This window comes from Streptomyces sp. NPDC002144, assembly GCF_053593695.1.
In genome coordinates this window covers 193,936-204,317 of sequence record NZ_JBSFDB010000018.1, presented here as the reverse complement: position 1 = coordinate 204,317, position 10,382 = coordinate 193,936, and the positions used below count along the sequence as shown (strand labels likewise).

Below are 10,382 nucleotides of genomic sequence, written 5' to 3'. Positions count from 1 at the left end.
TTCGACATGATCTGCAGACCAGGACGGGCGAGCTCGGCGCGCATCAGCAGCGCCATCACGCCGCCGATCAGGAAGAACGCGAACGACGTGACGAGGTAGAGCGTCCCGATCGTCTTGTGGTCGGTGGTCGTAAGCCATCTGAGGTGCCTCATGCCCCGCCTGTGTCCGGGCCCGGCCCGCCGGTCACACTCCAGTGACGCGACGAGAATCACGCAGACGGGTGTGACGATCCGGCGGGTGCCGGACACGAACGGGACATGAGCAACGACGAGATCTTCGCCGCTGCCTATCGCGAGCACTACTGGGCGGTCAGCCGCTATGTCGCGCGGCGACTGGACGGGCGGGCCGGCGAGGTGGAGGAAGTGGTGGCGGAGGTGTTCACGGTCGCCTGGCGACGCCGGGCCGACCTGCCGGGGTCCCCGCTGCCCTGGCTGTACGGGGTGGCCCGCAACTGCCTGGCCAACGCGGTACGCGGACACGGGCGCCGGCGCCGGCTGGTGGACCGGCTGGGCAACGACGAGAGCGCACACGGGCGGCACATCGTGGACAGCCCCGACGCCGAGTCGCCCGGCGCCTGGGTGCACGAGGCGCTGGGGAGGCTGTCCGAGACCGACCAGGAGGTGCTGCGCCTGACGGCGTGGGAGGAACTGGACATCGACGAGGTGGCCGTCGCCCTCGGCTGTGGCAGACGGGCCGCGGCGATGCGGCTGCACCGGGCCAGACGCCGGCTGAGAGCCGAGATAGACCGTATGCGTCCCCCGCTAAAGACCGGTGCGGCCACGAAGGAGCACGACCATGGCTGACGAACTCGACCTGCTGCGCCGCGCCAACCCCGTTCCCGTCGGCGGCGCCCACTTCGGCGACGGACCACTCGACCACCGCGCCGAACGGCACCTCGCCGGCCTGCTGAGCGAGCGGCCCGCCCAGCGCCGGCCCCGGCTGCTCGACACCCGGCGTTCCCGGCTGACGTGGGGACTCGTCACCGCGGCCGTCGTCTCCGCCGTCACACTGACCCTGGTCGTCAGTGGCCCCGGCACACAGCCAGCCGTCGCCGCGCCCCGCCCCCTGGTGGTGCTGGCCGACTCCACGCCGATGCCCCTGGATCAACTGGCCGGCCGCGCCGAGACGGCCGCCGCCGACGGCTCAACCAAGCCGCGCAAGGGCACCCATGTGCAGTCCTGGAGCCTGGGCATGAGCGACGACAAGCCCCCGATCACCCTTCCCGAAGAACGCATCGTGCGCTGGAAGGCCGACGGCAGCCACACGGAGCTCGTCGTGGCGACCGATCCGCGCCACCGCGGCCGGCCCGTCCTCAGCGACGAGGGCGGGGACCCGCGCCTGGTCGAGGACGGCCATGTCGTCGACCGGCGGACCTATCCGCCGAGTTGGAGCGACGCCCCGCCCGAGTCGCCGCCACCGCACGACGTGGCCGGGCTGCGCGCCTATCTCCAGGAGACCGAGTACACCCCCACCGCCCTGACGACCCCGGAACTCCTCCACGCCGTCGCCGACCTGCTCGACCACTGGACCCTGGGCGCCCGCGAGAACGCCACCCTCGCCCGGCTGCTGGCCGACACCCGGGGACTGCGGCCGGTCGGCGAGGTCACCGACCGGCTCGGGCGGCGCGGACAGGCCTACGTGTACGACGGATCCGGCACCCGCACGATGCTCATCATGGACCCGTCCGAGGGTGCCGTACTGGGCCTGGAGACCACCTTCTCCCGGGCCGATCCCAAGTACGGCGTCAAGGCCGGCGACGTGATGTCGTACAGCGCCTGGATGCGCTGATCACACCCCGAGCTGCCGGGCGGCGGCGTCGACGGTCTGCTCCAGCAGCGTGGCGATGGCCGCCGGGCACCGGGGTGATGAGCCCGGCCCGCTCGACCGCGGAGTCGAAGTCGACGTCGCCCACGTTGCCCGGGTTGTACCCGGCGTCGATCACGACGGCGCCGGGCTTGATGTCCTCACCGCGGACGAGCCGAGGCCGGCCCACCGCGGCGACCACGATGTCCGCCTCGCGCACCACCGACGACAGGCCGGTGGTGCGCGAGTGGCAGTACGTCACCGTCGCGTCGCGGGCGAGCAGCAGCATGCCGACCGGCTTGCCGAGGATGGCGCTGCGGCCCACGACGACGGCGCGTTTGCCGGCGGGACCGACGTCGTACTCGTCGAGGAGTCGCATGATCCCGCCGGGCGTGCAGGAGACGAACCCCGGCAGGCCGAAGCTCATCGTGGCGAACGAGGCGAAGGTGACGCCGTCGACGTCCTTCTCGGGCGCGATCGCCTCGAACGCGGCCCGCTCGTCGATGTGTTCGCCCACCGGATGCTGCAGCAGGATGCCGTGCAGGGCGGATAACTCCCGCAGAGCGGCGACGAGTTCCCCGGTGGTCGTGGCGGTCGGCAGGGCCACGTGCGGGGACTCGATGCCGGCCCTGCGGCAGCGGTTCTGCTTCATACGGACTAGGTGACGGTGGCGGGGTCCTCGCCGACCAGAACGGTCGCGAGACAGGGGGCCGTTCCCCTGTCGGGCGGTGAGGTCGGCCGCCTTCTTGGCGGTGTCCTCGATGATGCGTCCCGCGAGCGCGGTGCCTGCCATGAGCCGGGCCTGCGACATGATCCACTCCTGGGCTGGAGTGAAGGGATCGCCCAGGCGCACGGCATCGACTGTTCGCGGCCGCTCCCCGGTGGTGCTCCATCTCAGCGCCAGTCACGGCCCGCCATGAGCCTAGGGCCTGTTGCGAAAGTCCCGCCTGCCCCGCGACGCCCGGCACGCTCCCCCAGAGGGGGGACCCCCACTCGCCGCACCGGGCACAAACCCAAGTACGTCCAGTACGAGGGCGTGCACCCGGCACGCCGAGAGCACGCTCCCCCACGCTCGAACCACCTCGCGCGGGGGGACCCCCATCACGCCGCAGGGCCCGCCCTCCGGGCGGACGGCGGGACTTTCGCAACAGGCCCTAGCCGACCGGCTCCTCCCGCACCGGCGGGGCCGCCGTCGGATCGACACCGTCGAGGAACCCGGACGCCTGGGCGTGCAGACGTCCGGCACCGACGGCGCCGGCCCAGCGGGTGACCTCTGCCGCGAGGGCCCTGGCCCCGGCCTCGTCACCCGTGGCGCGCGCCACCACGGCCAGCAGCAGCTGCTGGGACAGCGTGCCCGCGACGAGGCCCGCGCCGGCGCCGAGCGCGGTGGCCCGCCGCCAGCGTTCGAGGGCGCGCTCGTGGTTCCCGCCGTCGTGGTCGTGCATGCCGAGGTGCCGCAGTGCCTCCCGGGCCAGCAGCGGATCGGGGCCGGACTCCCCGGCCGCCAGGGCGGCCGCGTAGTGGGCGGGCGCGGAGGCGAGGTCGGCGAAGAGGTTGTCGGTGATCAGTCCCAGGTACATCGAGGCCCAGCCGCCTCGCACCTCGTCGGGCGCGCCGTCGCGCAGGTCCCGCGCCTGCCGCCTGAGCCCTGCGAGGACCTCCGGGTCCTTTCCCTCGGGGCCGAGGCACAGAGCGCCGTCGACGACCAGCAGACGGCCGTAGGTGTGCCGCAGCCGTGCGAAGCCGAGGTCCCAGTCGTCCTCGGGCAGCACCTCGGCCGCGGTCTCGAGGCGGGGACCGGCGATGTCGCTGCCCGTGAACCAGTCGCTCTCCAGGGCGACTTCGGCCGCGGCTCGGGCGAGCCGGGCTCGGTCCGCCGGGTCGTCGGGGACGGCCGAGTCCAGCAGTCGAAGGGCTCTGGGCCAGCGGCCGGCGAGGGACAACTCCTGGGCGGAGGCGATCAGTTCATCGATGGTGACGGATATGCGCAAAGCGCTCGTCGTGTTCGTCATGATGGGAGAAGGTAGTTATGCGGAAAACCATCCACAAGAAAACCACTGCGGGAGACAGACGATGGAGGACTCGGCGGACCGGCATGTCGAGGAATGGGTGAAGGAACTCGACTGGATGGACCCGGTGAAGGAGGCGATCTTCGTCCGCCTGGCCATCCTGTCCCGGCACGCGTCCAAGGCGCGGCGCGAGATGCTCGACTCCGACGGGCTGCGCCACTGGCAGTACAAGGTGCTGCTCACCCTGCGCCGGCTCGGCCCGCCCTACACCGCGAGCCCGTCACAGCTCGCCGACCGGCTGGGGCTGACCCGGGGCGCGCTGTCGGCCCGGCTGGGACCGCTGGAGGAGGCGGGCCTGATCTGCCGTACCCACGAGGAGGGCGACCGCCGGCGGGTGCGGGTGCGGCTCACCGAGGCAGGAGACGCGGCCTTCGAGCAGCATGCCGCGTCGGAGGAAGCGGGCGAGGTCGCGCTGCTCTCCGTACTGACCGCGGAAGAACGGCGGACACTGGCCGACCTGCTGCGGAGGCTGGTCGTCGCCGCCGAGTCCGGCCCAGAGCCGCCCGAGCCGAAAAGGTCCAGGTCAACCGGGAGCTGACCTGGACCCTCGCGGTTCTGGCTCCTACTCGTCCCATGCCTGGATCAGGATTTCCTCGGCGATCTTCCCGTCCCGCAGCGTGATCATCGACTCGGCCAGGACCCGGGTCCCGTCCGCGTACTCGCACGACTGGCTGTAGGCGGCGTGGTCGCCCTGGACGATGCACTGGTCGACCCGGTGCGTCATGTCCCGGCTGTAGATGTCCTCGAACAGCGCGCCGATCTCGTCGCGGCCGTGCAGGACCCGGGGTTTGCTGGGCTGGGTGTTGCGGTCCACGATGCGCACTTGCGCGTCGTCCGCGTAGAGCGACAGAAGGTCTGCCGCCGTGTGTCCCTCGACGCCCTTCTTCAGCGTGTCGGCGTTGAAGCTGCTGCTTGCCGCGGTGCCCATGGTGACCTCCTTCGAGGGCCGCGAAGGCCTCACCTTCGAGACTCCTCCGCCCCGGCGGGCTCGGCAAGCGCAACCGGACGCTACGCCTCGCGGGTGAGGGGAGGCGAGCGCCCGTGTCCGGCGGCGCCGCGGTGCCGTTGCTCACAGCATGATCTCAACACGACGTATCGTCGCCGCCGTCGGTCTCGCCGCGGGCCTGACCGGGCTGGCCGCGCCGCTGGCCTCCGCGGCCGGGGCGGCGGCACCGGGCACGGGCGCAGTCAAACCGATGGCCACCCTCGACTCACTCACCGTGAGCGACCTGCCCGCGGCGCACAGGGCGGAGATTCCGCGGCCGTCCGGGCAACTGCAGCAGCTGAACCGGCTCAACGACCTCGGCCAGCTGCACCAGCTCACCGACATGGCCGCGCCCGTGACCGGTCTGCTCGGCGGCATCGAGTAGCCGGCCGCGTACCGCGGAACGAGGGCCGCCCCGGATCCGGGGCGGCCCTCGTCGCGTGTCAGCCCGCCGTCGCCAGGAACTGCGTGGCGGCGAGCTCCGCGTAGAGCGGGTCGGCGGCCACCAGTTCACGATGGGTGCCCACGGCCCGTACCCGGCCCGCGTCCATGACGACGATCCGGTCGGCCGTCGTCACCGTGGACAGCCGGTGGGCGACGACGAGGACCGTGGTCGTCCGGGCGACGTCCGTGACGGTGTCGCGCAGGGCCGCCTCGTTCACCGCGTCCAGTTGCGAGGTCGCCTCGTCCAGGAGCAGCAGGCGCGGGCGGCGCAGCAGCGCGCGGGCGATGGCGACCCGCTGCCGCTCACCGCCCGAGAGCTTGGTGCCGCGGTGCCCCACCAGGGTGTCGAGCCCCTTGGGGAGCCGGGCGACCAGCCCGTCCAGCCGGGTCGTCTTCAGCACCCGGGTGAGCATCGCCTCGTCGGCCTCCGGATTGCCCAGCAGCAGGTTGTCCCGCAGCGAACCCGACAGGACCGGGGCGTCCTGCTCCACATAGCCGATCGCGGAGCGCAGCCGGGGCAGCTCCCACTCGGCCAGATCACGGCCGTCGAGCGATATCGTCCCGGACTCCGGGTCGTAGAACCGCTCGATGAGCGAGAACACCGTGGTCTTGCCCGCGCCGGACGGACCGACGAACGCCGTCATGCCGCGCGCGGGCACCTCGAAGGTGACCCCGTGATGGACGTACGGCAGGTCGTCGGCGTACCGGAAGCGGACCTCGTCGAAGGCGAGCGAGGCCGGCTCGGCGCCGGCCGCGGGCAACGGCGCGGCTGCGGCCGGGGGTTCGGCGGGCAGGGCCAGCGCCTCCTGGATACGGGCCAGGGCGGCGGCGCCCGTCTGGTACTGCGTGATCGCGCCGACCACCTGCTGGATCGGGGACATCAGGTAGAAGACGTACAGCAGGAACGCCACCAGTGTGCCGACCTGGATGGCGCCGGTCGCCACCCGCGCCCCGCCCACCGCCAGCACCGTGATGAAGGCGATCTGCATCGCCAGACCGGCCGTGTTGCCCGCCGCGGCCGACCACTTGGCGGCCCGCACGCTCTGCCGCCACGATTCCTCGGCGGCCTCGTGCAGCGTCCGCTCCTCCCGGTGCTCCGCGCCGGACGCCTTCACCGTGCGCAGCGCGCCGAGGATGCGTTCCAGCGAGGCACCCATCACCCCGACCGCGTCCTGAGCCTGCCGGCTCGCCCTGTTGATGCGCGGCACGATCACGCCGAGCACCGTGCCCGCGCCCAGGATCACCGCCAGTGTTACCCCGAGCAGCACCGGGTCCACCAGACCCATCATGACCACGGTCGCCACCAGCGTGAGCCCGCCCGTGCCGAGGCCCACCAGGGAGTCGGTGGTGACCTCGCGCAGCAGGGTGGTGTCGGAGGTGATCCGGGCCATCAGGTCGCCGGGTTCGCTGCGGTCGACCGCCGTGATGCGCAGCCGCAGCAGATACGACGACAGCGCGCGCCGCGCCCCGAGCACCACCGACTCCGCCGTGCGCCGCAGCACGTACGAACCCAGCGCGCCCAGCGCCGCGTTGGCGACCACCAGGGCCGACATGGCGAGCAGGGCGCCGGTGATCGCCCGGTCGTGGGACAGGTCGTCGATCAACCGCCTGGCCACCAGCGGCAGCAACAGCCCGGCGGCACCGGTGAGCAGCGACAGCAGCGCGCCGGCCAACAGGGCGCAGCGGTGCGGGCGTACATAGCCGAGGAGGAGCCGCCAGGCGGGCGGACGGGTCCCGGTGTCTGCGATGCTCACGGCGCTCCTCGACGGTCGTTGAGCATTCAGGCTACGTCGGCGCCGACCGCCGTCCGCGGCCAGTCCGCCGCCGTCGCCGGGCTGTACGCGGCGGACCGTAGCGGCTGCAGGTCGTGGGTGGTTCCTCCGGCGACCGATGTCGTGTCGTTACTGATCAGTCACGCGTAGGGTCGAATGGACCGAAAGCGGCCGATGAAAGGGTTCAGCACCATGGCGCAGGAAGTACGCGGCGTGATCGCACCGGGCAAGGGCGAGCCGGTGCGGATGGAGACGATCGTCGTGCCCGATCCCGGCCCGGGGGAAGCGGTCGTCCAGGTGCAGGCGTGCGGGGTGTGCCACACCGACCTGCACTACAAGCAGGGCGGCATCAGCGACGACTTCCCCTTCCTGCTCGGTCATGAGGCCGCGGGTGTGGTGGAGTCGGTGGGCGAGGGTGTCACGGACGTGGCGCCCGGGGACTTCGTGATCCTCAACTGGCGTGCCGTGTGCGGTCAGTGCCGGGCGTGTCTGCGCGGGCGGCCCTGGTACTGCTTCAACACCCACAACGCGAAGCAGAGGATGACGCTCGCCTCGACGGGTCAGGAACTGTCCCCGGCGCTGGGCATCGGCGCCTTCGCGGACAAGACGCTGGTGGCCGCCGGACAGTGCACCAAGGTCGACCCGGGCGTGGCCCCGCAGGTGGCCGGCCTCCTCGGCTGCGGGGTGATGGCCGGGATCGGCGCGGCGATCAACACCGGCAACGTCGGGCGCGGGGACAGCGTGGCGGTCATCGGCTGCGGCGGGGTGGGCGACGCGGCGATCGCCGGGTCCCGGCTGGCGGGCGCGGCGAAGATCATCGCCGTGGACATCGACGACCGCAAGCTGGCCACCGCCCGGGAACTGGGCGCCACCCACACCGTGAACTCGCGGGAGAGCGATCCGGTGGAGGCGATCCGCGAGCTGACCGGCGGCTTCGGCGCCGACGTCGTCATCGAGGCGGTCGGCCGTCCCGAGACGTACCACCAGGCCTTCTACGCCCGCGACCTGGCCGGCACGGTGGTGCTGGTCGGCGTGCCCACCCCGGAGATGAAACTAGAACTGCCCCTGCTGGACGTCTTCGGCCGTGGCGGTGCGCTCAAGTCGTCCTGGTACGGCGACTGTCTGCCCAGCCGGGACTTCCCCCTGCTGATCGACCTGCACCTGCAGGGCCGCCTGCCGCTGGAGAAGTTCGTCACCGAGACCATCGAACTCGGTGAGGTGGAGAAGGCGTTCGAGCGGATGCACCACGGTGACGTGCTGCGCTCGGTGGTGGTGCTGTGATGGCCGCCCGCATCGAACGCCTGGTCACCTCGGGCACCTTCGCCCTGGACGGCGGCACCTGGGAGGTGGACAACAACGTGTGGCTCGTCGGGGACGACCACGAGGTTGTCGTCATCGACGCGGCCCACAACGCCGACGCGATCGCCGAGGCGGTGGGCGACCGCCGGCTGACGGCGATCGTGTGCACCCACGCCCACAACGACCACGTCAATGCCGCACCCGCCCTCGCGGAGCGCACCGGTGCCACCATCTGGCTGCACCCGGACGACCTGCCGCTGTGGAAGCTCACCCACCCCGACCGGGACCCCGACGCCCATCTCGTCGACGGCCAGGTCATCGAAGCGGCCGGCGCCGACCTCACGGTGATCCACACCCCGGGACACGCGCCCGGCGCGGTCTGCCTCCACGACCCCGGCCTGGCCACGGTCTTCACCGGCGACACCCTCTTCCAGGGCGGGCCGGGCGCCACCGGCCGCTCCTACTCCCACTTCCCGACGATCATCGACTCCATCCGCGACCGCCTGCTCACCCTCCCACCGCAGACCAAGGTCCTCACCGGCCACGGCGATCCGACCACGATCGGCGCCGAGGCACCGCACCTGGAGGAGTGGATCGCCCGCGGCCACTGAGCGTGCTCGCCCCACCGGGTACGTGTGCGGGTGCGTGGCTCCGAACGAGTGGACTCGCTGCGATGCCCGGGGAAGGGCGCCTTCCCGATCGGCCGCCGATGGTGATGTTGCCGTCCCGGCCCGTGACTGGAGAGGCGCCCCCGCATGCGACGTACCCCCCGCCGGCGACTGCTCGCCGCGACACTGTTCGTGGCGTCCCTGCTGGTCCCGACGGCCGTGGCCCCCGCCACCGCCGTCCCGGCCGGGACCGCCCACCCGACCGGCCGGCACCAGTGTCCGCCGGGCGGTCTCGGGCCGGGCGTGACCGCACGGCTGGACCGGACGATCGAGGACGTCCGCCGGCAGGCGGGCATCCCCGGTGCCGTCGTGGGACTGTGGATGCCGGGCAAGGGGTGCTACGTGCGGGCGAGCGGCGTCGCCGACAAGGCGACCGGCAGGCCGATGACCCCCGACGTCTACGAGCGGATCGGCAGCGAGACCAAGACCTTCACGGCCACCGCCCTGCTGAAACTCGTCGACGACCATCGCGTCCGGCTGGACGACCCCGTCTCCCGCTACGTCCACGGCGTGCCGGACGGCGGCCGGATCACGCTGCGCCACCTCGCCGAGATGCGCAGCGGCCTGTTCCCGTACAGCTCCGACCCGGACTTCGTGCATGACCTGCTGAGCGACCCGGAGCGCTCCTTCACTCCCCGGCAACTGCTCGCGTACGCGTTCAAGCACAAGAACACCTTCGCGCCGGGCACGCGGTTCCAGTACTCCAACACCAACTTCGTCCTGCTCGGGCTGGTCGTCGAGAAGGTCTCCGGCCAGCGGCTCGCGGACTTCGTCGACGCGAGGATCCTGCGGCCGGCCCGGCTGCACCACACGCTGCTGCCGCGGGGGACGGAGTTCCCCCGGCCGCATCCGCACGGCTACACGGACCAGACGCTGACCGGCGCGGAGGCCGACGCCACCGACTGGAACCCCAGCTGGGCATGGGCGGCCGGGGCGATGATCTCCGACCTGCATGATCTGCGCCGCTGGGCGGAGGTCGTCGCCACCGGGAGACTGCTCAGCCCCCGTACCCAGGCGCAGCGGCTCAGGATGCTGCCGACCGGTCTCCCCGGCCTCAGCTACGGCCTCGGCCTCTTCGACGCCAACGGGTGGATCGGGCACAACGGCTCCATCCCCGGCTACGAGACCGTGACCGTGTACCTGCCCTCGCAGCGGGCCACCCTGGTCATCATGATCAACACGGACTCGACCGTCCAGGGCCAGGAGCCCTCCACCCTCCTCGCGCGGGCCGTCACGGCGATCGTCACCCCGGACCACGTGTACGACGGCGCGGTCGCACCGCGCTGAACCGGCGCGCACCGGCGGCAAAAAGGCGACAGAAGATGTCCGGTTTCCACGGCAC

11 protein-coding genes, 1 pseudogene and 1 riboswitch are annotated in these 10,382 nt (G+C 72.1%); of the genes and pseudogenes, 7 read left to right on the top strand and 5 right to left on the bottom strand.

Features of this window, described 5'->3' with window-relative positions:
- Positions 1-194, bottom strand: a pseudogene (locus ACWCQ1_RS26760) (cytochrome ubiquinol oxidase subunit I); the annotation flags it as partial.
- Positions 195-257: 63 nt separating this feature from the next.
- Between ACWCQ1_RS26760 and ACWCQ1_RS26755 the strand changes: the two are divergent.
- Positions 258-803, top strand: coding sequence for an RNA polymerase sigma factor (locus tag ACWCQ1_RS26755; protein WP_451027549.1), 546 nt, complete (start codon positions 258-260; stop codon positions 801-803).
- Positions 796-1,788: a CU044_5270 family protein gene (locus tag ACWCQ1_RS26750; RefSeq protein WP_451027548.1), complete on the top strand. Its 993-nt coding sequence runs from the start codon at positions 796-798 to the stop codon at positions 1,786-1,788. Before ACWCQ1_RS26755 ends, ACWCQ1_RS26750 begins: the two co-directional genes overlap by 8 nt.
- On the opposite strand, the gene ACWCQ1_RS26745 is transcribed toward ACWCQ1_RS26750, so the two are convergent.
- Positions 1,745-2,596 (bottom strand): bifunctional 5,10-methylenetetrahydrofolate dehydrogenase/5,10-methenyltetrahydrofolate cyclohydrolase, encoded by an 852-nt coding sequence (locus tag ACWCQ1_RS26745; protein ID WP_451027551.1) that lies wholly within the window; start codon positions 2,594-2,596, stop codon positions 1,745-1,747. The two genes, ACWCQ1_RS26750 and ACWCQ1_RS26745, sit on opposite strands and share 44 nt — an antisense overlap.
- Before the next feature lie 41 nt (positions 2,597-2,637).
- Positions 2,638-2,721: riboswitch (ZMP/ZTP riboswitch) on the bottom strand.
- Between the two features lie 236 nt (positions 2,722-2,957).
- Positions 2,958-3,815, bottom strand: a complete 858-nt coding sequence (locus tag ACWCQ1_RS26740; protein WP_451027547.1) for a hypothetical protein — start codon at positions 3,813-3,815, stop codon at positions 2,958-2,960.
- A gap of 61 nt (positions 3,816-3,876) precedes the next feature.
- Between ACWCQ1_RS26740 and ACWCQ1_RS26735 the strand changes: the two genes are divergently transcribed.
- Complete coding sequence (locus tag ACWCQ1_RS26735; RefSeq protein ID WP_451027546.1) at positions 3,877-4,410, top strand: MarR family winged helix-turn-helix transcriptional regulator; 534 nt, start codon at positions 3,877-3,879, stop codon at positions 4,408-4,410.
- 24 nt (positions 4,411-4,434) lie between these two features.
- Here ACWCQ1_RS26735 and ACWCQ1_RS26730 read toward each other — a convergent pair whose 3' ends face one another.
- Entirely contained in the window at positions 4,435-4,800 is a 366-nt protein-coding gene (locus ACWCQ1_RS26730) for a nuclear transport factor 2 family protein (RefSeq protein WP_133043706.1), read from the bottom strand.
- Positions 4,801-4,948: 148 nt separating this feature from the next.
- Between ACWCQ1_RS26730 and ACWCQ1_RS26725 the strand changes: the two genes are divergently transcribed.
- Entirely contained in the window at positions 4,949-5,242 is a 294-nt protein-coding gene (locus tag ACWCQ1_RS26725; protein ID WP_133043707.1) for a hypothetical protein, read from the top strand.
- A 58-nt stretch (positions 5,243-5,300) separates the two neighbouring features.
- Here the strand turns inward: ACWCQ1_RS26725 and ACWCQ1_RS26720 are convergent, their stop codons facing one another.
- A complete protein-coding gene (locus tag ACWCQ1_RS26720; RefSeq protein ID WP_451027545.1) occupies positions 5,301-7,055 on the bottom strand; it encodes an ABC transporter ATP-binding protein in 1,755 nt (584 codons plus the stop codon).
- 210 nt (positions 7,056-7,265) lie between these two features.
- Here ACWCQ1_RS26720 and ACWCQ1_RS26715 point away from each other — a divergent pair, with 210 nt between their 5' ends.
- The 3 genes from ACWCQ1_RS26715 (at position 7,266) to ACWCQ1_RS26705 (ending at position 10,327) form a co-directional block, all read left to right on the top strand.
- Positions 7,266-8,354 (top strand): S-(hydroxymethyl)mycothiol dehydrogenase, encoded by a 1,089-nt coding sequence (locus tag ACWCQ1_RS26715; protein WP_133043709.1) that lies wholly within the window; start codon positions 7,266-7,268, stop codon positions 8,352-8,354.
- Positions 8,354-8,983: an MBL fold metallo-hydrolase gene (locus tag ACWCQ1_RS26710; protein ID WP_358608893.1), complete on the top strand. Its 630-nt coding sequence runs from the start codon at positions 8,354-8,356 to the stop codon at positions 8,981-8,983. Before ACWCQ1_RS26715 ends, ACWCQ1_RS26710 begins: the two co-directional genes overlap by 1 nt.
- A 144-nt stretch (positions 8,984-9,127) precedes the next feature.
- Positions 9,128-10,327, top strand: coding sequence for a serine hydrolase domain-containing protein (locus tag ACWCQ1_RS26705; protein ID WP_451027544.1), 1,200 nt, complete (start codon positions 9,128-9,130; stop codon positions 10,325-10,327).
- The last annotated feature ends 55 nt before the right edge of the window (positions 10,328-10,382 follow it).

Excerpts from the sequence above, each read along its gene's own strand:
- ACWCQ1_RS26755 (WP_451027549.1), top strand. The coding sequence starts at position 258 with ATGAGCAACGACGAGATCTTCGCCGCTGCCTATCGCGAGCACTACTGG.
- ACWCQ1_RS26750 (WP_451027548.1), top strand. The coding sequence starts at position 796 with ATGGCTGACGAACTCGACCTGCTGCGCCGCGCCAACCCCGTTCCCGTC.
- ACWCQ1_RS26745 (WP_451027551.1), bottom strand. The coding sequence starts at position 2,596 with ATGGCAGGCACCGCGCTCGCGGGACGCATCATCGAGGACACCGCCAAG.
- ACWCQ1_RS26740 (WP_451027547.1), bottom strand. The coding sequence starts at position 3,815 with ATGACGAACACGACGAGCGCTTTGCGCATATCCGTCACCATCGATGAA.
- ACWCQ1_RS26735 (WP_451027546.1), top strand. The coding sequence starts at position 3,877 with ATGGAGGACTCGGCGGACCGGCATGTCGAGGAATGGGTGAAGGAACTC.
- ACWCQ1_RS26730 (WP_133043706.1), bottom strand. The coding sequence starts at position 4,800 with ATGGGCACCGCGGCAAGCAGCAGCTTCAACGCCGACACGCTGAAGAAG.
- ACWCQ1_RS26725 (WP_133043707.1), top strand. The coding sequence starts at position 4,949 with ATGATCTCAACACGACGTATCGTCGCCGCCGTCGGTCTCGCCGCGGGC.
- ACWCQ1_RS26715 (WP_133043709.1), top strand. The coding sequence starts at position 7,266 with ATGGCGCAGGAAGTACGCGGCGTGATCGCACCGGGCAAGGGCGAGCCG.
- ACWCQ1_RS26710 (WP_358608893.1), top strand. The coding sequence starts at position 8,354 with ATGGCCGCCCGCATCGAACGCCTGGTCACCTCGGGCACCTTCGCCCTG.
- ACWCQ1_RS26705 (WP_451027544.1), top strand. The coding sequence starts at position 9,128 with ATGCGACGTACCCCCCGCCGGCGACTGCTCGCCGCGACACTGTTCGTG.